Source organism: uncultured Stenotrophomonas sp. (assembly GCF_963519925.1).
Lineage (GTDB): Bacteria > Pseudomonadota > Gammaproteobacteria > Xanthomonadales > Xanthomonadaceae > Stenotrophomonas > Stenotrophomonas maltophilia_AE.
Map to the genome: position 1 here is coordinate 21,063 of NZ_CAUQPH010000013.1, position 21,957 is coordinate 43,019.

The following is a 21,957-nucleotide window of genomic DNA, read 5'->3' on the forward strand; positions in this document are numbered from 1 at the left end:
AACGGCCCGGGATCAGGGCTGGCCTTCCGTGCGCGCGGTTGACCGCGTTTTCGGAGGGTTGCTACAATCGTCTGTCTCAGCAGGCCGGTTTTCAGGCCTGCTCGCACATTTCCGCATTCATGGCCGTTTTTCCCTCGGCCTCTCTCAGAAGAACTTACTGATGGCGACGATCAATCAGCTTGTCCGCAAGCCGCGGCAGGCAACCACTTACAAGAGCGCCTCCCCGGCTCTTGAAAAGTGCCCGCAGCGCCGCGGCGTCTGCACCCGTGTGTACACCACCACCCCGAAGAAGCCGAACTCGGCCCTCCGCAAGGTTGCCAAGGTCCGCCTGACCAACCAGGAAGAGGTCATCAGCTACATCGGTGGCGAAGGCCACAACCTGCAGGAGCACTCCGTGGTCCTGATCCGCGGCGGTCGCGTCAAGGACCTGCCGGGTGTGCGTTACCACACCGTTCGTGGTTCGCTGGACGCCTCCGGCGTTGCCAAGCGTCGCCAGGGCCGTTCCAAGTACGGCGCCAAGCGTCCGAAGAGCTAAGGGAAAGTACACATGTCTCGTAAAGGTAATACGCCGCAGCGCTCTGTCCTGCCGGATCCGAAGCACGGAAGTGAAACCATCGCGCGCTTCATCAACATGGTGATGCTGAGCGGCAAGAAGTCGGTCGCTGAAAAAATCGTCTATGGCGCCATGGACGTGATCAGCGAAAAGAACCCGAACTCCATCGAGCTGGTGCAGAAGGCTCTGGACAACGTGGCTCCGTCGGTCGAAGTGAAGTCCCGCCGCGTCGGCGGTGCGACCTACCAGGTGCCGGTCGAAGTGCGTTCGTCGCGCAAGATGGCCCTGGCCATGCGCTGGCTGATCGACTCGGCCCGCAAGCGTGGTGAGAACACCATGCCGAAGAAGCTGGCTGCAGAACTGCTGGATGCCTCGGAAAACCGTGGCGGCGCCATCAAGAAGCGCGAAGAAACCCACCGCATGGCCGAAGCCAACAAGGCATTCGCGCACTACCGCTGGTGAGTTTGACGGCCTTGCAAAACAGGCACGGCAGCACCATCTAGGTGCTGCCTCGCGGCACCTGGGGTGCCGCGCCAATCCGAAGGCCGCCGAAAGGCGGCGTTCGGCCATCCGAATTCCAAGAAATTGAGAGGCTCCCGTGGCCCGCACCACTCCCATCGAGCGTTACCGCAACTTCGGCATCATGGCCCACATCGATGCCGGCAAGACCACCACGTCCGAGCGCATCCTGTTCTACACCGGCAAGAGCCACAAGATCGGTGAAGTGCACGACGGCGCCGCCACCATGGACTGGATGGAGCAGGAGCAGGAGCGTGGCATCACGATCCAGTCCGCCGCGACCACCGCGTTCTGGAAGGGCATGGACAAGTCCCTGCCGGAGCACCGCTTCAACATCATCGACACCCCCGGGCACGTCGACTTCACCATCGAAGTGGAGCGCTCGCTGCGCGTGCTCGACGGTGCGGTGTTCGTGCTGTGCGCCGTCGGTGGCGTGCAGCCGCAGTCCGAAACCGTGTGGCGCCAGGCCAACCGGTACAAGGTGCCGCGTATCGCCTTCGTCAACAAGATGGACCGTACCGGTGCCAACTTCAGCAAGGTCGTGGGCCAGCTGAAGGCCAAGCTGGGCGCCGTCGCCGTGCCGATGCAGCTGCCGATCGGCGCTGAAGAAGGCTTCAAGGGCGTGGTCGACCTGCTCAAGATGAAGGCCATCCATTGGGATGAAGCCTCGCAGGGCATGAAGTTCGAGTACCTGGACATCCCGGCGGACCTGCAGGCCGAGGCTGAAGAAGCCCGCACCTACATGATCGAAGCCGCGGCTGAAGCCAGCGAAGAGCTGATGGAGAAGTACCTGGGTGGCGAAGAGCTGACCGAAGACGAAATCGTCTCGGCCCTGCGCGCGCGCACCCTGGCGACCGACATCGTGCCGATGTACTGCGGCTCGGCGTTCAAGAACAAGGGCGTGCAGGCCATGCTGGACGGCGTGGTGCAGCTGCTGCCGTCGCCGATCGACGTGCCGGACGTGACCGGTACCGACGTCGATGACGAAAGCATCGAGATGAGCCGCAAGTCCGACGACAAGGCTCCGTTCTCGTCGCTGGCCTTCAAGATCATCACCGACCCGTTCGTGGGCGCGCTGACCTTCTTCCGCGTGTACTCGGGCACCCTGAATGCCGGCGACCAGGTGCTGAACTCGGTCAAGGGCAAGAAGGAGCGCATCGGTCGCATCCTGCAGATGCACTCCAACGATCGCGAAGAGATCAAGGAAGTGCTGGCCGGCGACATCGCCGCGGCCGTGGGCCTGAAGGACACCACCACCGGCGACACCCTGTGCGCGCTGGACAACCCGATCATCCTGGAGCGCATGGTGTTCCCGGAGCCGGTCATCTCGATGGCCGTCGAACCGAAGACCAAGTCCGACCAGGAAAAGATGGGCCTGGCCCTCGGCCGCCTGGCGCAGGAAGATCCGTCGTTCCGCGTCAAGACCGACGAAGAATCCGGCCAGACCATCATCTCGGGCATGGGCGAGCTGCACCTGGACATCATCGTCGACCGCATGAAGCGCGAGTTCAACGTTGAAGCCAACGTCGGCAAGCCGCAGGTGGCCTACCGTGAAACCATCCAGCTGGCCGACGTCAAGTCGGACTACAAGCACGCCAAGCAGTCCGGTGGTAAGGGTCAGTACGGTCACGTCGTGATAGAGCTGTCGCCGATCACCGCTGAAGACCGTGCCGACCCGAAGATCGCCCCGAACATCAAGGACGACTTCCTGTTCATCAACGACATCACCGGTGGTGTGATTCCGAAGGAATTCATCCCGTCGATCGAAAAGGGCCTGCGCGAAACCATCACCAGCGGTCCGCTGGCTGGCTTCCCGGTCGTGGACGTGAAGGTGAAGCTGGTGTTCGGCTCGTACCATGACGTCGACTCCTCGGAAATGGCGTTCAAGCTCGCCTCCTCGATGGCCTTCAAGCAGGGCTTCTCGAAGGCCCGCCCGGTCCTGCTGGAGCCGATCATGAAGGTCGAGATCGTGACCCCGGAGGATTACCAGGGTGACGTGATGGGCGACGTGAGCCGTCGTCGTGGCGTGCTGCAGGGTTCGAGCACCACCGGTGACGGTTCGGCCAGCATCATCAACGCGATGATCCCGCTGGGCGAAATGTTCGGTTACGCCACCTCGCTGCGTTCGCAGACCCAGGGTCGCGCAACGTTCACGATGGAATTCGACCACTACGAGCCGGCGCCGAGCAACATTGCCGACACCGTGATCAAGAAGGCCTGAGCGTAAGCTCGGGTCTTCCCCTCCTCTCTTTCAAATTCAAGGGTTACAACAATGGCAAAGGGTAAGTTCGAACGCACCAAGCCGCACGTCAACGTCGGCACCATCGGTCACGTCGACCATGGCAAGACCACGCTGACCGCCGCACTCACCAAGATCGGCGCCGAGCGCTTCGGTGGCGAATTCAAGGCGTATGACGCCATCGACGCCGCACCGGAAGAAAAGGCTCGTGGCATCACGATCTCGACCGCGCACGTCGAATACGAATCCGAAAAGCGCCACTACGCGCACGTCGATTGCCCGGGCCATGCTGACTACGTCAAGAACATGATCACCGGTGCCGCGCAGATGGACGGCGCGATCCTGGTCTGTTCGGCTGCTGACGGCCCGATGCCGCAGACCCGCGAGCACATCCTGCTGTCGCGCCAGGTCGGCGTGCCGTACATCGTCGTGTTCCTGAACAAGGCCGACATGGTGGACGACGCCGAGCTGCTGGAACTGGTCGAAATGGAAGTCCGCGAGCTGCTGAGCAAGTACGACTTCCCGGGCGACGACACCCCGATCATCTCGGGTTCGGCCCGTCTGGCGCTGGAAGGCGACCAGAGCGACATCGGCGTGCCGGCGATCCTGAAGCTGGTCGACGCCCTGGACACCTGGATCCCGGAGCCGGAGCGTGCGATCGACAAGCCGTTCCTGATGCCGGTGGAAGACGTGTTCTCGATCTCGGGCCGCGGCACCGTGGTGACCGGTCGTATCGAGCGCGGCGTGATCAAGGTCGGCGAAGAAATCGAAATCGTCGGTATCCGTCCGGTCCAGAAGACCACCGTGACCGGCGTGGAAATGTTCCGCAAGCTGCTTGACCAGGGTCAGGCAGGCGACAACGCCGGTCTGCTGCTGCGCGGCACCAAGCGTGACGACGTCGAGCGTGGCCAGGTCCTGGCCAAGCCGGGTTCGATCAAGCCGCACACCACCTTCGAAGGCGAAGTGTACGTGCTGTCGAAGGACGAAGGCGGCCGTCACACCCCGTTCTTCAACGGCTACCGCCCGCAGTTCTACTTCCGCACCACCGACATCACCGGCAAGGCCAACCTGCCGGAAGGCGTGGAAATGGTGATGCCGGGTGACAACGTCAAGATGACCGTCGAGCTGATCAACCCGGTCGCCATGGACGAAGGCCTGCGCTTCGCGATCCGCGAAGGCGGCCGTACCGTCGGCGCCGGCGTGGTCTCCAAGATCGTCGCGTAATCTGCTAGAATCTGCGCCCCGATGTTGCCTGGGTAGGGCATCGGGGCGTATCAAAACGGGAAAAGAGGCGCAGGACGCACCTCGTGTTCCCCAGGCCAGGAAGGGTCGCGCCATTCAGGCATGTCAACAGGACCCCTGTTGACCGCTGTGTTGCATGCGCGCTATACTTTTTGTCTGGGCAGATCGGGAGACCGGTCTGCCTCGATTTTTGAGGTCTACGGAAAGATCTTGTCGCCGCGCAGGAATGCGCGGCGTCCGCATTCAGGATATTCATGGGACAAGGCAACCCAGAGGCCTTGTCCGTCGCTCTTTTAACGAAGGAACCCACCGTCATGGCGGACCAAAAGATCCGGATTCGGTTGAAGGCGTTCGATCATCGTTTGATCGACCGTTCGGCCAGCGAGATCGTAGAAACGGCAAAGCGGACCGGCGCGCAAGTGCGTGGCCCGATCCCGCTGCCGACCAAGATCGAGCGTTACACCATTCTCGTTTCCCCGCACGTCGACAAGGACGCGCGTGACCAGTACGAGACCCGCACGCACAAGCGCGTGCTCGATATCGTCGACCCCAACGACAAGACCGTGGACGCGCTGATGAAGCTCGAACTGGCTGCCGGCGTCGACGTTCAGATCAAGCTGACCTGAGGACTACGACCATGACGAAGAAATATTCGTTGGGCTTCGTGGGCCGCAAGGCTGGCATGAGCCGCGTGTTCACCGAAGATGGCCGCGCCATCCCGGTGACCCTGATTGAAGCAACCCCGAACCGCATCGCGCAGATCAAGACCGTCGAAGCCGACGGCTACAGCGCCGTGCAGGTGACCGTCGGCGCGCGTCGCGCTGCCCTGGTCAACAAGCCGGAAGCCGGCCACTTCGCCAAGGCGAAGGTGGAAGCGGGTCGTGGCCTGTGGGAATTCCGCGTTGAAGACGCGCAGCTCGGCGATTTCGCCGTTGGCGGCGAAGTCAAGGCGGACATCTTCGAAGTTGGCCAGAAGGTCGACGTCCAGGGTGTCACCAAGGGTAAGGGCTTCCAGGGCACCATCAAGCGCTACAACTTCCGTATGGGCGATGCAACCCACGGTAACTCGCTGTCGCATCGCGCGCCGGGTTCGCTGGGCCAGCGCCAGACCCCGGGTCGCGTTTTCCCGGGCAAGAAGATGTCGGGCCACATGGGTGCCGTGCAGCAGAGCACGCAGAACCTGGAAGTTGTCAAGGTCGACGTCGAGCGCGGTCTGATCGCGATTCGTGGCGCCGTGCCTGGCGCTGCGGGTGGTGACGTGATCGTGCGTCCGGCTAGCAAGGCATAAGGAGAGATGACGATGGAACTCGTTATCACGGGTAGCAACAACAAGGTCTCGGTCTCCGATGCCGTGTTCGGTCGCGATTTCAGCGAAGATCTGGTCCACCAGGTCGTCGTCGCCTATCGCAACGCCGGTCGCGCCGGCACCAAGGCACAGAAGACTCGCTCTGAAGTGGCTGGTACCACCAAGAAGTCGAAGAAGCAGAAGGGCGGCGGTGCGCGTCATGGCGCGCTGACGGCTCCGATCTTCGTCGGCGGCGGTGTCACCTTCGCGGCCAAGCCGCGCAGCTTCGAGCAGAAGGTCAACCGCAAGCAGTACCGTGCCGCCATGTGCGCGATCCTGTCCGAGCTGAACCGCCAGGGCCGCCTGACCATCGTGGAGTCCTTCGACGTCGAAGCGACCAGCACGAAGGGTCTGATCGCCAAGCTGGCCGGCCTGGAAGTGGGCAAGCGTCCGCTGATCGTCACCGAGGAAGCCTCCGAGCACCTGTACCTGTCGGCGCGCAACGTTCCCTACGTGGAAGTGCGTGACGTGCAGGGCCTGGACCCGGTGTCGCTGGTCGGTGCCGACACGGTCGTCATCACCGCGGATGCGGTCAAGAAGGTCGAGGAGTGGCTGGCATGAACAGCAACGAAAAAGTCTTCAGCGTGCTGCGTGCCCCGCGAGTCTCCGAAAAGACCGCGCGCCTGCAGGAACATTCCAACCAGTATGTCTTCGAGATCTCGAACGAAGCCACCAAGGCCGATGTAAAGGCCGCGGTCGAGCAGCTGTTCGACGTCAAGGTCGAAGCGGTCAACGTGCTGAACGTGAAGGGCAAGAACAAGTCCTTCCGTAACCGCAACGGCCGCCGCGGCGATTGGCGCAAGGCATACGTGCGTCTCGCCGATGGCCAGTCCATCGATGTAACGGCCAAGGCCTGAGGTACATCCCATGCCATTGATGAAATTCAAGCCCACTTCCCCCGGCCGCCGTTCGGCCGTGCGCGTGGTTACGCCCGATCTGCACAAGGGCGCACCGCACGCAGCGTTGCTGGAGCCGAAGAGCAATTCCGGTGGTCGTAACCACCACGGTCGCATCACCACCCGTCACGTGGGCGGTGGTCACAAGCAGCATTACCGTCTGATCGACTTCAAGCGCAACAAGGAAGGCATTCCGGCGCGCGTGGAACGCATCGAATACGATCCGAACCGCACCGCCCATATCGCCCTGCTGTGCTACGTCGACGGCGAACGCCGCTACATCATCGCACCGAAGGGCCTGAAGGCCGGTGACCAGGTGATCGCGGGTTCGGATGCGCCGATCAAGGCCGGTAACACCCTGCCGCTGCGTAACATCCCGGTCGGTACCACTGTCCACGGCATCGAACTGAAGCCGGGCAAGGGTGCCCAGATCGCGCGTGCCGCCGGCGCTGCCGTGCAGCTCGTCGCTCGCGAAGGCCAGTTCGCCACCCTGCGCCTGCGCTCGGGTGAAATGCGCAAGGTCCCCGTCGAGTGCCGCGCCACCATCGGTGAAGTCGGTAACGACGAGCACAACCTGGAAAAGCTGGGCAAGGCTGGCGCCAAGCGCTGGCGCGGTGTCCGCCCGACCGTTCGTGGTGCTGCCATGAACCCGGTTGACCACCCGCACGGTGGTGGTGAGGCGAAGGCCGGCCAGGGTAACCCGCATCCGGTCACCCCGTGGGGTGTCCCGACCAAGGGCTACAAGACGCGCAAGAACAAGCGCACCCAGCAATTCATCGTCCGCGATCGTAGGGGCTAATCGACCATGGCACGTTCACTCAAGAAGGGCCCGTTCGTCGATCACCACCTCGTCAAGAAGGTGGAGGCCGCTGCGGGTAGCAAGAAGCCGATCAAGACCTGGTCGCGCCGTTCGATGATCCTGCCGGAAATGGTAGGCATCACCATCGCCGTTCATAACGGTAAGAACCACGTTCCGGTGCTCGTCAACGAGAACATGGTCGGCCACAAGCTCGGCGAATTTGCCATCACCCGGACCTTCAAGGGTCACGGTGGTGACAAGAAGTCGGGCAAGTAAGGAGAGATGACAATGGAAGCGAAAGCAATCCTGCGCTCCGCGCGCATCTCTGCGCAGAAAGCCCGCCTGGTCGCTGACCAGGTGCGCGGCCTGCCGGCCGAGCGTGCGGTCAACCTGCTGAAGTTCTCGGACAAGAAGGCTGCCCACCTGATCAAGAAGGTGGTGGAGTCGGCTATTGCCAATGCCGAGAACAACCAGGGCGCCGACGTCGACGAGCTGAAGGTTCAGACCATCATGGTTGATGAAGGTCCGACCCTGAAGCGTTTCATGGCGCGGGCGAAAGGCCGCGGCACCCGCATCCTCAAGCGCACCAGCCACATCACTGTGGTTGTGGGCGCCGGCAAGTAAGCGGAAAGGAAAACACCATGGGTCATAAAGTTCATCCGATTGGTATCCGCCTCGGCATTTCCAAGGACTGGAACTCCAAGTGGTACGCCAACAAGGCCGAGTTCGCTGGTTACCTGGCGGCCGACCTGAAGGTGCGGGACATGCTGCGCAAGAAGCTCGCGCAGGCCGGCATCAGCAAGATCCTCATCGAGCGTCCGGCCAAGACCGCCCGCGTGACGATCCACACCGCCCGTCCGGGCGTGGTGATCGGCAAGCGTGGCGAGGACATCGAGAAGCTGCGCAAGGAAGTGAGCGAAATGATGGGCGTCCCGGCGCACATCAACGTCACCGAAGTGCGCAAGCCCGAGCTGGACGCACAGCTGGTTGCCGAGTCGATCGCGCAGCAGCTGGAGCGTCGCATCATGTTCCGCCGCGCCATGAAGCGCTCGGTCGGCAACGCGATGCGCCTCGGTGCCCTGGGCATCAAGGTCAACGTCGGTGGCCGCTTGAACGGTGCTGAAATCGCCCGTTCGGAGTGGTACCGCGAAGGCCGCGTGCCGCTGCACACGCTGCGTGCCGACATCGACTATGGCTTCGCTGAAGCCAAGACGACCTACGGCATCATCGGCATCAAGGTCTGGATCTACAAGGGCGAGGTTTTCGATTTCTCCCAGGTTGGCCAGGAAAAGCAGGACGACACCCCGTCGCGCAACGATCGTAACGATCGCGGCGACCGCGGTGACCGTCAGCGCCCGGCCCGTGAAGCGAGGTAACGACAATGTTGCAACCCAAGCGAACCAAGTACCGCAAGGTACACAAGGGCCGTAACGATGGCCTGAGCTGGAGCGCCAACGCTGTCAGCTTCGGCGAATACGGCCTGAAGGCAACCGCCCACGGTCAGCTGACCGCGCGTCAGATCGAAGCGGCCCGCCGCTCGATCAGCCGCTACGTCAAGCGCGGTGGCAAGATGTGGATCCGAGTGTTCCCGGACAAGCCGATCACCAAGAAGCCCATCGAAGTCCGAATGGGTTCTGGTAAGGGCAACGTGGAATATTGGGTCGCCCAGATCCAGCCCGGCCGCATGATCTATGAAATTGAGGGTGTGGCAGAAGACGTGGCACGCGAGGCGTTCCGCCTGGCAGCAGCCAAGCTCTCCGTGACCACCACTTTCGTGACCCGGACGGTGATGTGATGGATATCAAACAACTTCGCGAAAAGTCGGCTGACGATCTGAAGTCCCACCTGACCGACCTGCGTAAGGAGCAGTTCTCGCTCCGTATGCAGCAGGTCACCGGGCAGCTGCCGAAGACTCACGAAACCCGCCGGGTCCGCCGCGAGATTGCTCGCGTCAAGACCCTGCTCGGCAGCAAAAAGTAAGGATGGCCGCGATGAGCGACAATACTGAAAACAAGGCGCTGCGCACGGTCGAAGGCCGTGTCGTCAGCAACAAGATGGACAAGACGGTCACCGTGCTGGTGGAACGCCTGGTCAAGCACAAGCTGTATGGCAAGTACTTGAAGCGTTCGACCAAGCTGCACGCTCACGATGCCGACAACACCTGCAACGAAGGTGATGTCGTGCGCGTGACCGAAATTGCTCCGATGTCCAAGACCAAGAACTGGCGCGTGGTGGAAGTCATCACGCGTGCGGCTCAATAAGGAGATCTGAATCATGATCCAGATGCAGAGCTACCTTGATGTCGCGGATAACTCCGGTGCCAAGCAGGTGATGTGCTTCAAGGTGCTGGGTGGTTCCAAGCGCCGTTACGCCGGCATCGGCGACATCATCAAGGTCACCGTGAAGGATGCAATTCCGCGCGGCAAGGTCAAGAAGGGTGAAGTGTATGACGCCGTCGTGGTGCGTACCCGCAAGGGTGTGCGTCGCGCCGATGGCTCGCTGATCCGTTTCGACGGCAACGCCGCGGTCCTGCTCAACAACAAGCAAGAGCCGATCGGCACCCGCATCTTCGGGCCGGTGACCCGTGAACTTCGTTCCGAGAAGTTCATGAAGATCGTCTCGCTCGCTCCCGAAGTGCTGTGAGCGACAGGAGATAATCATGGCTAACCGTATCAAGAAGGGCGACCAGGTCGTCGTCAACACCGGCAAGGACAAGGGCAAGCAGGGCGAAGTCGTCCGCGTCGACGGCGATCGCGTGATCGTCGCCAACGTGAACATCGTCAAGCGCCACACCAAGCCGAACCCGCAGGCAGGCGTTGCCGGCGGCGTGGTCGAGCGTGAAGCGTCGATCCATATCTCCAACGTGAATGTGCTCAACCCGGCTTCGGGCAAGGGCGAGCGCGTTGGCTTCAAGGTGCTGGAGGATGGACGCAAACTGCGTGTGTTCCGCTCCAGCGGTGAGGCGCTCGACGCCTGAGGAATGAGAAGATGACTTCCCGTCTGGAAAAGTTCTACCAGGAAGAAGTGGTGCCGGCGCTGATGAAGCAGTTCGGCTACACCAATCCGATGCAGGTCCCGAAGCTGGTCAAGGTCACCCTGAACATGGGTGTCGGCGAAGCGGCGACCAACAAGAAGATCCTGGAAAATGCCGTCGCCGACATGGCCAAGGTCTCCGGCCAGAAGCCGATCGTGACCAAGTCCCGTGTCTCGGTGGCTTCGTTCAAGATCCGCGATGGTTGGCCGATCGGCTGCAAGACCACGCTGCGTCGCGCCAAGATGTATGAGTTCCTGGACCGCCTGATCAACATCTCGCTGCCGCGCGTGCGCGACTTCCGTGGTGTCTCGGGTCGTTCCTTCGACGGTCGTGGCAACTTCAACATGGGTGTGAAGGAACAGATCATCTTCCCGGAAATCGACTTCGACGCCGTCGACGCGATCCGCGGCATGGATATCGCCATCACCACCACCGCCAAGACCGATGCGGAAGCGAAGGCGCTGCTCGCAGCGTTCAAGTTCCCGTTCCGTAACTGATACGTCGAGGATTCCGAAATGGCAAAGACCTCCATGGTCAACCGCGACCTGAAGCGTGCGAAGCTGGCCGTCAAGTACGCCGGCAAGCGTGAAGAGCTGAAGAAGATCATCTCCAGCACGACCGCTTCGTACGAAGAGAAGGAACAGGCCGTGATCAAGTTGCAGAAGCTGCCGCGCGATTCGTCGCCGAGCCGCCACCGCAACCGTTGCGAACTGTCGGGCCGTCCGCGTGGCGTGTACAGCAAGTTCGGCCTCGGCCGCAACAAGCTGCGCGAAGCCACCATGCGCGGCGACGTGCCGGGCCTGCGCAAGGCAAGCTGGTAAGGGAGTAATCCCTTCCACCTGGACCGCGCCTCACGGCGCGGGGCAGGGGATGGGCCGGCTGTTCAGGTTCATCTCGAAAAAGAGAGTCCGACGCAAGTCGGGCTCTTTTTGTCGTATACTCCCGGTCTTGCCTCGTCAGGGGCAGGGGGTGGGCTGGCCTCTGGTCGGCCGATTCACGTTACACAGGGTCCTGGCCCATCCAGGCATTCAAAAAAACAGCAAGATTTTCGCGAAAGCGGATATCGGTGCACTCAAAGGTATCGACTATGAGCATGACTGATCCCATCGCCGACCTGCTGGTACGCATCAAGAATGCGGCCGCGGTTGGCAAGCAGACGGTGAAGGCACCGTCCTCCAAGATCAAGGTTGCAATCGCAGAAGTGTTGAAGGCCGAGGGCTACATCACCGACCTGCGCGTGACCAAGACCGAGAACAACAAGGCCGAGCTTGAAATCGTCCTGAAGTACTTCGAGGGCAAGCCGGTCATCGAGACCCTGAAGCGCTTCTCGCGTTCGGGTCTGCGCCAGTACCGTGGCAAGTCCGAGCTGCCGAAGGTCCTCAACGGCCTGGGCATCGCCATCATTTCCACCTCCAAGGGCATCATGACTGATGCGCAGGCGCGCCAGTTGGGCGTCGGCGGCGAAGTCCTGTGCTTCGTGGCCTAAGGCGAGAAGGAGAAACCTATGTCCCGCGTAGCCAAGAAGCCGGTCAACCTGCCCAAGGGCGTTGAACTGAACATCCAGCCGGAATCCGTCAGCGTGAAGGGCCCGAAGGGCACCCTGTCGCTGCCGAAGGTCGCCGGTATCGAAATCTCCGTCGCCGACGGCGTTGCCACCCTGTCCGCCAGCAATGACGACCTGGTTGCCCTGACCGGCACCGTGCGCGCCATCCTGGCCAACATGGTCAAGGGCGTCACCGAAGGCTTCGAGCGCAAGCTCGAGCTGGTCGGCGTCGGTTACCGTGCCGCCATGCAGGGCAAGGACCTGAACCTGTCGCTCGGGTTCTCGCACCCGGTCCTGTACGTGGCGCCGGAAGGCATCACGCTGTCGACCCCGACCCAGACCGAAATCCTGGTCCAGGGCACCGACAAGCAGCTGGTCGGCGAAGTCGCCGCCAAGATCCGTGGTTACCGTCCGCCGGAGCCCTACAAGGGCAAGGGTGTGAAGTACGCCGGCGAAGTCATCATTCGTAAGGAAGCCAAGAAGGCCTAAGCGCGAGTCCCCTGATGGGGGAGTAGCCACGTCTTCAGCTTTCAAGGATAAATATCATGAACAAGAACATTGCTCGCCTGCGTCGCGCCAAGTCCACCCGCGCACACATCCGTGTCCTCGGCGTGCCGCGTCTGTCGGTGCTGCGCACCGGTCAGCACCTGTACGCCCAGGTCTTCACCGCCGACGGCTCCAAGGTGCTGGCAGCTGCCAACACCACCCAGGCCGACGTCAAGGAAGGCCTGAAGAACGGCAAGAACAGCGACGCCGCCGCCAAGGTCGGCAAGCTGGTTGCCGAGCGCGCCAAGGCTGCGGGCATCGAGAAGGTCGCGTTCGACCGCTCGGGCTACCGCTACCACGGCCGCATCAAGGCACTGGCCGATGCAGCCCGCGAAGGCGGCCTGCAGTTCTAAGGGATAAGGAAGCGGGGCTGGTCCCCGCTTCCGCCTGCCTGCCGGCACGGGTTGTGCCGGGCGACGTCCTTCTTCTGCAGGGGCGCTCGATCCACCGCTTCATTCCACAGCTATAAGCGGCCCCGAGCCGTACATACCCAATCAATCAAGGAATCAACATGGCAGAAGAACGTCAGCAGCGGGGTCGCGATCGCGACCGTAACCGCGAAGAGAAAGTCGACGACGGCATGATCGAAAAGCTGGTCGCGGTCAACCGCGTCAGCAAGACCGTCAAGGGCGGCCGCCAGTTCACCTTCACCGCACTGACCGTGGTCGGTGACGGCGCAGGCAAGGTCGGTTTCGGTTATGGCAAGGCGCGCGAAGTGCCGGTCGCCATCCAGAAGTCGATGGAGCAGGCCCGCAAGAACCTGGCCGACGTCGATCTGAACAACGGCACCCTGTGGCACCCGGTGAAGTCCGGCCACGGCGCAGCCCGCGTGTTCATGATGCCGGCCTCGGAAGGTACCGGTGTGATCGCCGGTGGTGCCATGCGCGCCGTGCTGGAAGCGGTGGGCGTGAAGAACGTGCTGGCCAAGGCCGTCGGTTCGCGCAACCCGATCAACCTGGTTCGTGCCACCCTGAAGGGTCTGTCCGAAATGCAGTCGCCGGCCCGCATCGCGGCCAAGCGCGGCAAGAAGGTGGAGGATCTCAACCATGGCTAATGACACCGTCAAGACTGTCAAGGTCCGCCTGGTGCGTGGCCTGCGTGGCTCCCAGTCGCGTCACCGCCTGTCGGTGAAGGCGCTGGGCCTGAACAAGCTCAACGATGTGCGTGAACTGAAGGACAGCCCGCAGGTTCGCGGTCTGATCAACAAGGTCCACTACCTCGTCAAGGTTGAGGAATAATCCAATGACCATGCGTCTCAATGAACTGAGCCCGGCACCGGGCGCCCGCACCGAACGCACCCGCGTCGGCCGCGGTATCGGCTCTGGCCTGGGCAAGACTGCCGGCCGCGGCCACAAGGGCTCGTTCGCCCGTAAGGGTGGCGGCAAGATCAAGGCTGGCTTCGAAGGCGGCCAGACCCCGATGCAGCGCCGTCTGCCGAAGATCGGCTTCCGTTCCAAGATGGCCAAGGACACCGCAGAAGTGCTGTCCTACCAGCTGGATCGCCTGGAAGCCGGTGAGATCGATTTCGCCGCGCTGCGCGCTGCGAAGCTGGTCCCGAGCACGGCCAAGAAGGCCAAGATCGTCATGAAGGGCGGCCTGACCAAGGCCTTCACCCTGAAGGGCGTCGCAGCAACGGCCGGTGCCAAGGCCGCGATCGAAGCTGCCGGCGGCAGCGTACAGGAGTAAGACATGGCGCAAGCGGGCATTGGTAACCTGGGCGGCGGGCTCGGCAAGTTCACGGAACTTCGCCAGCGTCTGCTGTTCGTCGTCGGGGCGTTGATCGTCTACCGCATCGGCTGTTATGTGCCGGTGCCGGGCGTCAATCCCGATGCCATGCTTGCGCTCATGGAGGCGCAGGGCGGCGGTATCGTGGACATGTTCAACATGTTCTCGGGCGGCGCCCTGCACCGCTTCAGCATTTTCGCGCTGAACGTGATGCCGTACATCTCGGCATCCATCGTGATGCAGCTGGCCGTCCACATCTTCCCCGCGCTCAAGGCGATGCAGAAGGAAGGTGAGTCCGGTCGCCGCAAGATCACCCAATATTCCCGCATCGGCGCCGTGTTGCTGGCGGTGGTGCAGGGCGGCAGCATTGCGCTGGCGCTGCAGAACCAGCTGTCCCCGACCGGTGCGCCGGTCGTCTATGCCCCGGGCATGGGCTTCGTGCTCACCGCGGTGGTCGCGTTGACCGCCGGTACCATCTTCCTGATGTGGGTTGGCGAGCAGGTCACCGAGCGTGGCATCGGCAACGGTGTGTCGCTGATCATCTTCGCCGGCATCGTCGCCGGCCTGCCGGGCGCGGTCATCCATACCTTCGATGCGTTCCGCGAGGGCAACCTGCAGTTCATCCAGCTGCTGCTGATCGCGCTGGTGGTGCTGGCCTTCACCTTCTTCGTGGTGTTCGTCGAACGCGGCCAGCGCCGCATCACGGTGAACTACGCACGTCGCCAGGGCGGCCGCAACGCGTACATGAACCAGACCTCGTTCCTGCCGCTGAAGCTGAACATGGCGGGTGTGATCCCGGCCATCTTCGCCTCCAGCATCCTGGCGTTCCCGACCACCCTGGCCATGTGGTCCGGCCAGGCCAGCTCGGCCACCTGGCTGCAGAAGGTCGCCAACGCCCTGGGTCCGGGCGAGCCGCTGCACATGATCGTGTTCGCGGCGCTGATCACCGGTTTCGCGTTCTTCTATACCGCGCTGGTGTTCAACTCGCAGGAAACCGCCGACAACCTGAAGAAGTCGGGCGCGCTGATCCCGGGCATCCGTCCGGGCAAGGCCACCGCTGATTACATCGACGGCGTGCTGACCCGCCTGACCGCGGCCGGCTCGGCCTACCTGGTGATCGTCTGCCTGCTGCCGGAAATCATGCGCACGCAGCTGAATGCCTCGTTCTACTTCGGCGGCACCTCGCTGCTGATCGTGGTGGTGGTGGTGATGGACTTCATTGCGCAGATCCAGGCGCACCTGATGTCGCACCAGTACGAGAGCCTTCTGAAGAAGGCCAACCTGAAGGGCGGCAACCGCGGCGGTTTTGCCCGCGGCTGATTGGCCTGTTATACTTTCGTCTTCCTGACGTGATGGTCCTCCGCTTCGCGGACCTGGCCACACAAACGAAGGGCGGCCCCTGCAGCGGTTCCGGGTGGGGGTGAGATCGGGTGGTTCCGCGCTGGAGTAGCGCGGGCGACACCGGGGAAAGGCTCGCAAGGGCCTTTTCACCGCGGTCAACCTGGTCCGGCGCCGGAGCCTGGGCACACTCCCTGGGCCGGGTCCATGAAACCTTTCAGGTTTCACGGGCTTCCATGTAAACCGGAACCTTGTTAGTATCGCTAGTTCACTTTTGGATACATCCTGCCGGATCGGCGCCCCCCGGGTGCGCTGTCGGCCATCACTCAGCTGGAGAACCGCGTCATGGCGCGTATTGCAGGCGTCAACCTGCCAGCCCAGAAGCACGTCTGGGTCGGGTTGCAAAGCATTTACGGCATCGGCCGTACCCGTTCGAAGAAGGTCTGCGACGCTGCAGGCGTGACCTCGACCACCAAGATCCGCGATCTGTCGGAGCCGGAAATCGAGCGTCTGCGCTCGGAAGTGGCCAAGTACATCGTGGAAGGCGATCTGCGCCGTGAAATCGGTATCGCGATCAAGCGCCTGATGGACCTGGGCTGCTACCGCGGTCTGCGTCACCGTCGCGGCCTGCCGCTGCGTGGTCAGCGCACCCGTACCAACGCCCGCACCCGCAAGGGCCCGCGCAAGGCGATCAGGAAGTAAGGGACCTAAGAAATGGCTAAGCCCGTCGCTAAGACCAAGAAGAAGATCAAGCGCGTCGTCACTGACGGCGTCGCCCACGTCCACGCTTCTTTCAACAACACCATCGTGACCATCACCGACCGCCAGGGCAACGCTCTGTCGTGGGCGACGTCCGGTGGCGCTGGCTTCCGCGGTTCGCGTAAGTCCACCCCGTTCGCTGCCCAGGTGGCTGCCGAGAAGGCCGGCCGCGCCGCGCTCGACTACGGCGTCAAGTCCCTGGAAGTCCGCATCAAGGGCCCGGGTCCGGGTCGTGAGTCGGCCGTGCGCTCGCTGAACAACGTGGGCTACAAGATCACCAACATCATCGACGTGACGCCTATCCCGCACAACGGGTGCCGTCCGCCGAAGAAGCGTCGCGTCTAAAGGAGCGATAAGAAATGGCTCGTTATATCGGTCCTACCTGTAAGCTCGCCCGCCGCGAAGGCGCCGACCTTTCCCTCAAGAGCCCGGCCCGTGCGCTGGACTCCAAGTGCAAGCTGGAGCAGAAGCCCGGCCAGCACGGCGCGACCGCCCGCAAGGGCAAGCTGTCCGACTACGCCACCCAGCTGCGTGAAAAGCAGAAGGTCAAGCGTATCTACGGTCTGCTGGAGCGTCAGTTCCGCAACTACTACAAGAAGGCCTCGACCAAGAAGGGCAACACCGGCGAGAACCTCCTGCAGCTGCTGGAAACCCGCCTGGACAACGTTGTCTACCGCATGGGCTTCGCTGTGACCCGTCCGGCTGCCCGTCAGCTGGTCTCGCACCGCGGTGTCACGGTCAACGGCAAGTCGGTCAACCTGGCTTCGTACCAGGTCAAGGCTGGCGACGCTGTTGCCCTGTCCGAGAAGGCTGCCAAGCAGCTTCGCGTGCAGGAAGCGCTGACCGTGTCCAGCACGCATGACCTGCGCCCGTCGTGGATCGAAGTGGATGCGGGCAAGTTCGCCGGCATCTTCAAGGCCGTGCCGGATCGTTCGGACCTGCCTGCGGATATCAACGAAGCGCTGATCGTCGAGTTGTATTCGAAGTAATTCACATTGGAGAGCCCCCGGCGACGGCCGGGGGTTCACTAGGAGAACCCGCAACATGACGGTTACCGCCAACCAGGTTCTGCGTCCTCGTGGTCCGCAGATCGAACGCCTTACCGACACCCGCGCCAAGGTCGTTATCGAACCCTTGGAGCGTGGTTACGGGCATACGCTGGGCAATGCCCTGCGTCGCGTGCTGCTGTCGTCCATCCCGGGCTTCGCCATCACGGAAGTCGAGATCGACGGCGTTCTGCACGAGTACACCACCCTTGAAGGTCTGCAGGAGGACGTGCTTGAAGTCCTGCTCAACCTGAAGGACGTGGCGATCCGTATGCACACCGGTGACAGCGCGACGCTGTCGCTGTCCAAGCAGGGTCCGGGTGTCGTGACCGCTGCCGATATCAAGGTCGACCACAACGTCGAGATCCTCAACACGGATCATGTCATCTGCCACCTGACCAAGGACACGGCAGTCAACATGCGCCTGAAGATCGAGCGTGGTTTCGGCTACCAGCCGGCCGCCGCGCGTCGTCGTCCGGATGAAGAAACCCGTGCCATCGGTCGTCTGGTCCTGGACGCGTCGTTCTCGCCGGTCCGTCGCGTCGCCTATTCGGTGGAAGCGGCCCGCGTCGAACAGCGTACCGATCTGGACAAGCTGGTGCTGGACATCGAAACCAACGGCACGATCGATGCCGAGGAAGCCGTGCGCACCGCCGCCGACATCCTCAGCGATCAGCTGTCGGTCTTCGGTGACTTCACCCACCGCGACCGCGGTGCGGCCAAGCCGGCCAACAACGGCGTGGATCCGGTGCTGCTGCGCCCGATCGACGACCTGGAACTGACCGTGCGTTCGGCCAACTGCCTGAAGGCCGAGAGCATCTACTACATCGGCGATCTGATCCAGAAGACCGAAGTGGAACTGCTCAAGACCCCGAACCTCGGCAAGAAGTCGCTGACCGAGATCAAGGAAGTCCTCGCCCAGCGCGGTCTTTCGCTCGGCATGAAGCTGGAGAACTGGCCGCCGGCCGGTGTCGCCCAGCACGGCATGCTCGGCTGATCCAGCGAAGCAGACGTTTCACCCCGCACCTTCGGGTGCGGGGGCTTTACCCGCAGCACCTCGCACCGACAGGCACCAGCCTGCGGTGACGGTCGGCCAGGAGGGCCGGCACCGGACCATCCGCAGTCCAAGCAGCAACGCCGGGAAGGCGACAGCGAAACCCAACCGATCCAACATTATTTTTGAAGGAATAGTCCCATGCGTCACATGAAGTCCGGCCGCAAGTTCAGCCGCACCAGCGCCCACCGCGAAGCAATGTTCAAGAACATGGCCGCGTCGCTGTTCAAGCACGAGCTGATCAAGACCACCCTGCCGAAGGCCAAGGAACTGCGCCGCGTCGCCGAGCCGCTGATCACCCTGGCCAAGGTCGACTCCGTCGCCAACCGTCGTCTGGCCTTCGCCCGCCTGCGCGACAACGAAGCCGTCGGCAACCTGTTCACCACCCTGGGCCCGCGTTACGCGAACCGTCCGGGCGGCTACCTGCGCCTGCTGAAGTGCGGTTTCCGCGCCGGCGACAACGCGCCGATGGCCTACGTCGAACTGGTCGACCGTCCGGCCGCCGTGGCTGAAGCCGTCGAAGAATAATCGACGCGCTGCACCCCAAGTTTTGCTGAAGAACCCGGCCCTGCGCCGGGTTTTTCTTTTGTGGCAACCGGCGGGAGTGCCAGCGCTGCGTAGAGCCGGGCTCTGCCCGGCTGCTCTGGCTTTCAGGCGAACAGCCGCGCGGCGTCACCGTCCACTGCCCGGCCCCGGCCGGTGCGGGTTTGCGGGGGGCGCCGCAAGTACGTCCTTGTAGGCTTCGTCGCCGCATCCATGCGGCTCAGACCCCCGCAAACCCACCCCGGCCGTGGCCACCAACATGGTCGGTGCGCATAGGGCCTCATGGGCGGGCAGGGGAGGCCGCAATCGGGTGGAGGCTCGGGCTGAGCCCGCCTTCGGCTTCGGCAGGCAGCCGGGCAGAGCCCGGCGCTACTTGGTGTCGTCTTCGCGTCTTCGCGTCTTCGCGTTGTCGGGCGCCCGGTGCCTAGTGCCCAGTCACCGCTTCGCCGCCGGCTCTTCGTCATCGAAGCAGGGCCGGGCGTGCCCGGCGTCCATCAGATCGCGGCCTCCCACGCCCGGCCGATGGGCCCTGTGCATACCGACGCAACTTCGGGGCCGTGGCGGGGGTGGGTTTGCGGGGGAATCAGCGCCATGGATGGCGCTGCTTAGCCTACAGGGACGTACTTGCGGCGACCCCGCAAACCCGCACCCGGCACGGCCGGGCAGTGGACAGTGACGCCGCGCGGCTGTTTGCCTGGAACCAACAGCAGCCGGGCAGAGCCCGGCGATACGAGCGGTTTAAGCCCGGTGGCTGAAACAGACCGTATGGCGCACAGGGCCGACATACGGCGAACTGCCGCAGCATGAACCGCGCGGCACCCTGTTAATCTTGCTTCCTGGACTTTCACGAGTGTTGGCAATGAATCCATTGCGCTGGAATTACCGCGCCCAGTTCCTGCTGGGGTTCCTGGTCTGTGCCGCACTGCTTGGCTATGCCATCTGGCTGCAGCTGAAGATGGGGCTGGAACCGTGCCCGTTGTGCATCTTCCAGCGCATCGCCTTCGCCGCGCTGGGACTGCTGTTCCTTATCGGAGCCCTGCACGGGCCGCGCGACCGGCCTGGGCGCATCACCTATGGCGTGCTGGCCTTCATTGCCGCCGCCGTGGGCATCGGCATCGCCGGACGCCATGTGTACGTGCAGATGCTGCCGCAGGACATGGGCTCCAGCTGCGGCCCGCCGCTGTCGTTCCTGAGTGAGACGATGGGGCCGTTCGAAGTGTTCCGCACCGTGCTTACCGGTACCGGCAACTGCGGCAACATCGACTGGACCTTCCTCGGCCTGACCATGCCGATGTGGAGCCTGGTGTGGTTCTCGCTGCTGGGCCTGTGGGCGCTGGTGGTCTCGTTCCGCCGTCCTGCCCGTCGCCACTGATTCCTTTCCGTTGTTCTCCTGGATATTCCGATGACTGCCTCCGACCGCGCCACCCCCAACGCTTCCGTGCCGACCGACTGGTCGCCCGAGAGCTGGCGCGGCCGGCCCGCGCTGCAGATGCCCACGTACCCGGATCCGGTCGCGCTCGACACCTCGCTGCATGAGCTCAAGCGCCTGCCCCCACTGGTCACGTCCTGGGAGATCCTCTCGCTCAAGCAGCAGCTCGCCGACGCCCAGGAGGGCAAGCGCTTCCTGCTGCAGGGCGGCGACTGCGCCGAAAACTTCAGCGACTGCGAATCGACCACCATCTCCAACCGGCTCAAAGTCCTGCTGCAGATGAGCCTGGTGCTGGTGCATGGCATGCGCAAACCCGTCATCCGCGTCGGCCGCTTCGCCGGCCAGTATGCCAAGCCGCGCTCGGCCGACACCGAGACCCGCGATGGCGTGACCCTGCCCAGTTACCGGGGCGACGTGATCAATGCCCCCGAGTTCACCGAAGCCGCGCGCCTGCCCGACCCGCGGCGCATGCTGCAGGCCCACGCGCACTCCGCCATGACCATGAACTTCGTGCGCGCCCTGATCGATGGCGGGTTCGCCGACCTGCACCACCCCGAGTACTGGAACCTGGAGTGGGTGCGGCATTCGCCGCTGGCCACCGATTACCAGAAGATGGTCTCGTCCATCGGCGATGCCGTGCGCTTCATGGAAACCCTGTCCGGCGCCCAGGTCTACAACCTCAACCGGATCGATTTCTACACCTCGCACGAAGCCCTGCTGCTGCCGTACGAGCAGGCGCTGACCCGTCAGGTCCCGCGCCAGCATGGCTGGCTGAACCTGAGCACGCATTACCCGTGGATCGGCATGCGTACCGCCGCCCTCGACGGCGCCCATGTCGAATACCTGCGTGGCGTGCGCAACCCCATCGCCATCAAGGTTGGTCCTTCCGTGCAGCCCGACCAGCTGCTGCGCCTGATCGACGTGCTCAATCCCGACGACGAGCCCGGCCGCCTCAGCTTCATCCACCGCATGGGCGCCGCCCAGATCGCCGAGAAACTGCCGCCGCTGCTTGACGCGGTAAAGCGCGACGGGCGGCGCGTGCTGTGGGTCTGCGACGCCATGCACGGCAATACCGAAAGCACCAGCAACGGCTTCAAGACCCGCCGCTTCGACAACGTGCGCAGCGAAGTGGAAATGTCCTTCGACCTGCACGCCGCCGCAGGCACGCGTCTCGGTGGCGTGCACCTGGAGCTGACCGGCGAGGATGTCACCGAGTGCACCGGTGGCGCACGCGAGTTGACCGAGCGCGACCTGGAGCGCGCCTATCGCTCGTCGGTGGACCCCCGCCTGAACTACGACCAGTCGCTTGAGATCGCCATGGCCATCGTGCGCAAGCAGGGCGTCTGA

The 21,957-nt window shown here is 63.3% G+C and carries 33 protein-coding genes; all 33 read left to right on the forward strand.

Annotated features, from left to right (window positions below; translation table 11 throughout):
- The first annotated feature begins 160 nt into the window (after positions 1-160).
- Entirely contained in the window at positions 161-535 is a 375-nt protein-coding gene (rpsL, locus tag RWO33_RS04450) for a 30S ribosomal protein S12 (RefSeq protein ID WP_025879344.1), read from the forward strand.
- Between the two features lie 12 nt (positions 536-547).
- Positions 548-1,015 carry a 30S ribosomal protein S7 gene (gene rpsG / locus RWO33_RS04455; RefSeq protein WP_068849450.1) on the forward strand — a complete coding sequence of 156 codons (468 nt, stop codon included), beginning with the start codon at positions 548-550 and terminating at the stop codon, positions 1,013-1,015.
- Positions 1,016-1,151: 136 nt separating this feature from the next.
- Complete coding sequence (gene fusA, locus RWO33_RS04460; RefSeq protein WP_314102525.1) at positions 1,152-3,293, forward strand: elongation factor G; 2,142 nt, start codon at positions 1,152-1,154, stop codon at positions 3,291-3,293.
- 51 nt (positions 3,294-3,344) lie between these two features.
- Positions 3,345-4,535, forward strand: coding sequence for an elongation factor Tu (tuf, locus tag RWO33_RS04465; protein ID WP_314102503.1), 1,191 nt, complete (start codon positions 3,345-3,347; stop codon positions 4,533-4,535).
- A 332-nt stretch (positions 4,536-4,867) separates the two neighbouring features.
- On the forward strand, positions 4,868-5,179 hold the full coding sequence (gene rpsJ / locus RWO33_RS04470; protein ID WP_010341589.1) for a 30S ribosomal protein S10: 312 nt from the start codon (positions 4,868-4,870) through the stop codon (positions 5,177-5,179).
- 11 nt (positions 5,180-5,190) lie between these two features.
- Entirely contained in the window at positions 5,191-5,841 is a 651-nt protein-coding gene (rplC, locus tag RWO33_RS04475; protein WP_102944250.1) for a 50S ribosomal protein L3, read from the forward strand.
- A gap of 12 nt (positions 5,842-5,853) precedes the next feature.
- The gene (gene rplD / locus RWO33_RS04480; protein ID WP_102944279.1) at positions 5,854-6,459 is read left to right on the forward strand and encodes a 50S ribosomal protein L4; all 606 of its coding nucleotides are present in this window, start codon (positions 5,854-5,856) and stop codon (positions 6,457-6,459) included.
- Positions 6,456-6,755 carry a 50S ribosomal protein L23 gene (rplW, locus tag RWO33_RS04485; protein ID WP_145481799.1) on the forward strand — a complete coding sequence of 100 codons (300 nt, stop codon included), beginning with the start codon at positions 6,456-6,458 and terminating at the stop codon, positions 6,753-6,755. Before rplD ends, rplW begins: the two co-directional genes overlap by 4 nt.
- Positions 6,756-6,765: 10 nt before the next feature.
- Entirely contained in the window at positions 6,766-7,593 is an 828-nt protein-coding gene (rplB, locus tag RWO33_RS04490) for a 50S ribosomal protein L2 (RefSeq protein ID WP_145481798.1), read from the forward strand.
- 6 nt (positions 7,594-7,599) lie between these two features.
- Positions 7,600-7,869 carry a 30S ribosomal protein S19 gene (rpsS, locus tag RWO33_RS04495; RefSeq protein ID WP_017355409.1) on the forward strand — a complete coding sequence of 90 codons (270 nt, stop codon included), beginning with the start codon at positions 7,600-7,602 and terminating at the stop codon, positions 7,867-7,869.
- Positions 7,870-7,881: 12 nt separating this feature from the next.
- Positions 7,882-8,217, forward strand: a complete 336-nt coding sequence (gene rplV, locus RWO33_RS04500; protein WP_017355410.1) for a 50S ribosomal protein L22 — start codon at positions 7,882-7,884, stop codon at positions 8,215-8,217.
- Between the two features lie 17 nt (positions 8,218-8,234).
- Positions 8,235-8,969: a 30S ribosomal protein S3 gene (gene rpsC / locus RWO33_RS04505; protein ID WP_068849461.1), complete on the forward strand. Its 735-nt coding sequence runs from the start codon at positions 8,235-8,237 to the stop codon at positions 8,967-8,969.
- A 5-nt stretch (positions 8,970-8,974) separates the two neighbouring features.
- Positions 8,975-9,388, forward strand: a complete 414-nt coding sequence (rplP, locus tag RWO33_RS04510) for a 50S ribosomal protein L16 (RefSeq protein ID WP_070209008.1) — start codon at positions 8,975-8,977, stop codon at positions 9,386-9,388.
- Positions 9,388-9,573: a 50S ribosomal protein L29 gene (gene rpmC / locus RWO33_RS04515; RefSeq protein WP_145481797.1), complete on the forward strand. Its 186-nt coding sequence runs from the start codon at positions 9,388-9,390 to the stop codon at positions 9,571-9,573. Before rplP ends, rpmC begins: the two co-directional genes overlap by 1 nt.
- A gap of 11 nt (positions 9,574-9,584) precedes the next feature.
- On the forward strand, positions 9,585-9,854 hold the full coding sequence (gene rpsQ / locus RWO33_RS04520) for a 30S ribosomal protein S17 (protein ID WP_145481796.1): 270 nt from the start codon (positions 9,585-9,587) through the stop codon (positions 9,852-9,854).
- A 13-nt stretch (positions 9,855-9,867) separates the two neighbouring features.
- A complete protein-coding gene (rplN, locus tag RWO33_RS04525) occupies positions 9,868-10,236 on the forward strand; it encodes a 50S ribosomal protein L14 (RefSeq protein ID WP_010483978.1) in 369 nt (122 codons plus the stop codon).
- Between the two features lie 16 nt (positions 10,237-10,252).
- On the forward strand, positions 10,253-10,570 hold the full coding sequence (gene rplX, locus RWO33_RS04530; RefSeq protein WP_017355416.1) for a 50S ribosomal protein L24: 318 nt from the start codon (positions 10,253-10,255) through the stop codon (positions 10,568-10,570).
- Between the two features lie 11 nt (positions 10,571-10,581).
- A complete protein-coding gene (gene rplE / locus RWO33_RS04535; RefSeq protein ID WP_145481795.1) occupies positions 10,582-11,124 on the forward strand; it encodes a 50S ribosomal protein L5 in 543 nt (180 codons plus the stop codon).
- 18 nt (positions 11,125-11,142) lie between these two features.
- A complete protein-coding gene (gene rpsN / locus RWO33_RS04540; protein WP_068849472.1) occupies positions 11,143-11,448 on the forward strand; it encodes a 30S ribosomal protein S14 in 306 nt (101 codons plus the stop codon).
- A 266-nt stretch (positions 11,449-11,714) separates the two neighbouring features.
- Entirely contained in the window at positions 11,715-12,113 is a 399-nt protein-coding gene (gene rpsH, locus RWO33_RS04545) for a 30S ribosomal protein S8 (RefSeq protein ID WP_145481794.1), read from the forward strand.
- A gap of 18 nt (positions 12,114-12,131) precedes the next feature.
- Positions 12,132-12,659, forward strand: coding sequence for a 50S ribosomal protein L6 (gene rplF, locus RWO33_RS04550; protein WP_145481793.1), 528 nt, complete (start codon positions 12,132-12,134; stop codon positions 12,657-12,659).
- A gap of 56 nt (positions 12,660-12,715) precedes the next feature.
- Entirely contained in the window at positions 12,716-13,069 is a 354-nt protein-coding gene (gene rplR / locus RWO33_RS04555; RefSeq protein WP_019186158.1) for a 50S ribosomal protein L18, read from the forward strand.
- A gap of 158 nt (positions 13,070-13,227) precedes the next feature.
- Positions 13,228-13,770 (forward strand): 30S ribosomal protein S5, encoded by a 543-nt coding sequence (gene rpsE / locus RWO33_RS04560; protein ID WP_038690276.1) that lies wholly within the window; start codon positions 13,228-13,230, stop codon positions 13,768-13,770.
- Positions 13,763-13,954, forward strand: coding sequence for a 50S ribosomal protein L30 (rpmD, locus tag RWO33_RS04565; protein WP_145481791.1), 192 nt, complete (start codon positions 13,763-13,765; stop codon positions 13,952-13,954). The genes rpsE and rpmD overlap by 8 nt, the downstream gene beginning before the upstream one ends.
- Positions 13,955-13,958: 4 nt before the next feature.
- Positions 13,959-14,402 carry a 50S ribosomal protein L15 gene (gene rplO / locus RWO33_RS04570; protein ID WP_102944243.1) on the forward strand — a complete coding sequence of 148 codons (444 nt, stop codon included), beginning with the start codon at positions 13,959-13,961 and terminating at the stop codon, positions 14,400-14,402.
- 3 nt (positions 14,403-14,405) lie between these two features.
- On the forward strand, positions 14,406-15,761 hold the full coding sequence (gene secY, locus RWO33_RS04575) for a preprotein translocase subunit SecY (RefSeq protein ID WP_145481790.1): 1,356 nt from the start codon (positions 14,406-14,408) through the stop codon (positions 15,759-15,761).
- 363 nt (positions 15,762-16,124) lie between these two features.
- Positions 16,125-16,481 carry a 30S ribosomal protein S13 gene (gene rpsM / locus RWO33_RS04580; protein WP_017355426.1) on the forward strand — a complete coding sequence of 119 codons (357 nt, stop codon included), beginning with the start codon at positions 16,125-16,127 and terminating at the stop codon, positions 16,479-16,481.
- A gap of 12 nt (positions 16,482-16,493) precedes the next feature.
- Positions 16,494-16,883: a 30S ribosomal protein S11 gene (gene rpsK / locus RWO33_RS04585; protein ID WP_017355427.1), complete on the forward strand. Its 390-nt coding sequence runs from the start codon at positions 16,494-16,496 to the stop codon at positions 16,881-16,883.
- Between the two features lie 14 nt (positions 16,884-16,897).
- Complete coding sequence (gene rpsD, locus RWO33_RS04590) at positions 16,898-17,527, forward strand: 30S ribosomal protein S4 (protein WP_070208999.1); 630 nt, start codon at positions 16,898-16,900, stop codon at positions 17,525-17,527.
- 55 nt (positions 17,528-17,582) lie between these two features.
- On the forward strand, positions 17,583-18,581 hold the full coding sequence (rpoA, locus tag RWO33_RS04595) for a DNA-directed RNA polymerase subunit alpha (RefSeq protein WP_068849481.1): 999 nt from the start codon (positions 17,583-17,585) through the stop codon (positions 18,579-18,581).
- A gap of 198 nt (positions 18,582-18,779) precedes the next feature.
- A complete protein-coding gene (gene rplQ, locus RWO33_RS04600) occupies positions 18,780-19,166 on the forward strand; it encodes a 50S ribosomal protein L17 (protein ID WP_068849483.1) in 387 nt (128 codons plus the stop codon).
- Between the two features lie 874 nt (positions 19,167-20,040).
- Positions 20,041-20,553 carry a disulfide bond formation protein B gene (locus tag RWO33_RS04605; RefSeq protein ID WP_145481788.1) on the forward strand — a complete coding sequence of 171 codons (513 nt, stop codon included), beginning with the start codon at positions 20,041-20,043 and terminating at the stop codon, positions 20,551-20,553.
- Positions 20,554-20,583: 30 nt separating this feature from the next.
- Positions 20,584-21,957, forward strand: a complete 1,374-nt coding sequence (locus RWO33_RS04610; RefSeq protein ID WP_314102576.1) for a 3-deoxy-7-phosphoheptulonate synthase class II — start codon at positions 20,584-20,586, stop codon at positions 21,955-21,957.

Bases quoted from the DNA above. Each gene is read 5' to 3' on its own strand.
- rplO (WP_102944243.1), top strand. From the start codon at position 13,959: ATGACCATGCGTCTCAATGAACTGAGCCCGGCACCGGGCGCCCGCACC.
- rplR (WP_019186158.1), top strand. From the start codon at position 12,716: ATGAACAAGAACATTGCTCGCCTGCGTCGCGCCAAGTCCACCCGCGCA.
- RWO33_RS04605 (WP_145481788.1), top strand. From the start codon at position 20,041: ATGAATCCATTGCGCTGGAATTACCGCGCCCAGTTCCTGCTGGGGTTC.
- rpsS (WP_017355409.1), top strand. From the start codon at position 7,600: ATGGCACGTTCACTCAAGAAGGGCCCGTTCGTCGATCACCACCTCGTC.
- rpsJ (WP_010341589.1), top strand. From the start codon at position 4,868: ATGGCGGACCAAAAGATCCGGATTCGGTTGAAGGCGTTCGATCATCGT.
- rpsN (WP_068849472.1), top strand. From the start codon at position 11,143: ATGGCAAAGACCTCCATGGTCAACCGCGACCTGAAGCGTGCGAAGCTG.
- rpmC (WP_145481797.1), top strand. From the start codon at position 9,388: ATGGATATCAAACAACTTCGCGAAAAGTCGGCTGACGATCTGAAGTCC.
- tuf (WP_314102503.1), top strand. From the start codon at position 3,345: ATGGCAAAGGGTAAGTTCGAACGCACCAAGCCGCACGTCAACGTCGGC.
- rpsC (WP_068849461.1), top strand. From the start codon at position 8,235: ATGGGTCATAAAGTTCATCCGATTGGTATCCGCCTCGGCATTTCCAAG.
- rplP (WP_070209008.1), top strand. From the start codon at position 8,975: ATGTTGCAACCCAAGCGAACCAAGTACCGCAAGGTACACAAGGGCCGT.
- rplN (WP_010483978.1), top strand. From the start codon at position 9,868: ATGATCCAGATGCAGAGCTACCTTGATGTCGCGGATAACTCCGGTGCC.
- RWO33_RS04610 (WP_314102576.1), top strand. From the start codon at position 20,584: ATGACTGCCTCCGACCGCGCCACCCCCAACGCTTCCGTGCCGACCGAC.
- rplQ (WP_068849483.1), top strand. From the start codon at position 18,780: ATGCGTCACATGAAGTCCGGCCGCAAGTTCAGCCGCACCAGCGCCCAC.
- rpsQ (WP_145481796.1), top strand. From the start codon at position 9,585: ATGAGCGACAATACTGAAAACAAGGCGCTGCGCACGGTCGAAGGCCGT.
- rplD (WP_102944279.1), top strand. From the start codon at position 5,854: ATGGAACTCGTTATCACGGGTAGCAACAACAAGGTCTCGGTCTCCGAT.
- secY (WP_145481790.1), top strand. From the start codon at position 14,406: ATGGCGCAAGCGGGCATTGGTAACCTGGGCGGCGGGCTCGGCAAGTTC.
- rpsD (WP_070208999.1), top strand. From the start codon at position 16,898: ATGGCTCGTTATATCGGTCCTACCTGTAAGCTCGCCCGCCGCGAAGGC.
- rplX (WP_017355416.1), top strand. From the start codon at position 10,253: ATGGCTAACCGTATCAAGAAGGGCGACCAGGTCGTCGTCAACACCGGC.
- rpsL (WP_025879344.1), top strand. From the start codon at position 161: ATGGCGACGATCAATCAGCTTGTCCGCAAGCCGCGGCAGGCAACCACT.
- rplF (WP_145481793.1), top strand. From the start codon at position 12,132: ATGTCCCGCGTAGCCAAGAAGCCGGTCAACCTGCCCAAGGGCGTTGAA.
- rpsK (WP_017355427.1), top strand. From the start codon at position 16,494: ATGGCTAAGCCCGTCGCTAAGACCAAGAAGAAGATCAAGCGCGTCGTC.
- rpmD (WP_145481791.1), top strand. From the start codon at position 13,763: ATGGCTAATGACACCGTCAAGACTGTCAAGGTCCGCCTGGTGCGTGGC.
- rplB (WP_145481798.1), top strand. From the start codon at position 6,766: ATGCCATTGATGAAATTCAAGCCCACTTCCCCCGGCCGCCGTTCGGCC.
- rplW (WP_145481799.1), top strand. From the start codon at position 6,456: ATGAACAGCAACGAAAAAGTCTTCAGCGTGCTGCGTGCCCCGCGAGTC.
- rplC (WP_102944250.1), top strand. From the start codon at position 5,191: ATGACGAAGAAATATTCGTTGGGCTTCGTGGGCCGCAAGGCTGGCATG.
- rpsM (WP_017355426.1), top strand. From the start codon at position 16,125: ATGGCGCGTATTGCAGGCGTCAACCTGCCAGCCCAGAAGCACGTCTGG.
- rpsE (WP_038690276.1), top strand. From the start codon at position 13,228: ATGGCAGAAGAACGTCAGCAGCGGGGTCGCGATCGCGACCGTAACCGC.
- rplV (WP_017355410.1), top strand. From the start codon at position 7,882: ATGGAAGCGAAAGCAATCCTGCGCTCCGCGCGCATCTCTGCGCAGAAA.
- rpsH (WP_145481794.1), top strand. From the start codon at position 11,715: ATGAGCATGACTGATCCCATCGCCGACCTGCTGGTACGCATCAAGAAT.
- rpsG (WP_068849450.1), top strand. From the start codon at position 548: ATGTCTCGTAAAGGTAATACGCCGCAGCGCTCTGTCCTGCCGGATCCG.
- rplE (WP_145481795.1), top strand. From the start codon at position 10,582: ATGACTTCCCGTCTGGAAAAGTTCTACCAGGAAGAAGTGGTGCCGGCG.
- rpoA (WP_068849481.1), top strand. From the start codon at position 17,583: ATGACGGTTACCGCCAACCAGGTTCTGCGTCCTCGTGGTCCGCAGATC.